This window comes from Novosphingobium sp. 11B (assembly GCF_054589055.1).
Genome location: NZ_BAAILP010000223.1, coordinates 1 through 252 on the forward strand (window position 1 = coordinate 1; position 252 = coordinate 252).

The 252-nt window shown below is 59.5% G+C and carries 1 protein-coding gene; it reads left to right on the forward strand.

Going from position 1 to position 252, the window contains the following annotated elements; translation table 11 throughout:
- On the forward strand, nucleotides 1-252 hold a 252-nt coding region (locus ACYPYD_RS20125; RefSeq protein WP_459665087.1), incomplete at both ends, for an IS3 family transposase.

Genomic DNA, 252 nt, shown 5'->3' on the forward strand with positions numbered 1-252 from the left:
TCGCAGTTCACCAGCATGGACTGGGCGGCCTTCATCCGGGCTCACAATCTTGAGCACTCGATGAGCCGGCGTGGCAACTGCCACGACAACGCGGTGGCCGAGAGTTTCTTTTCCTCGCTCAAGCGTGAGCGCATTAGGCGCCGGACCTACAAAACACGCGATGAAGCCCGGCAGGACGTGTTCGATTACATCGAGATGTTCTACAATCCGGTCCGCAAGCAGGTCAGGAACGGGATGCTGTCCCCCGCACAG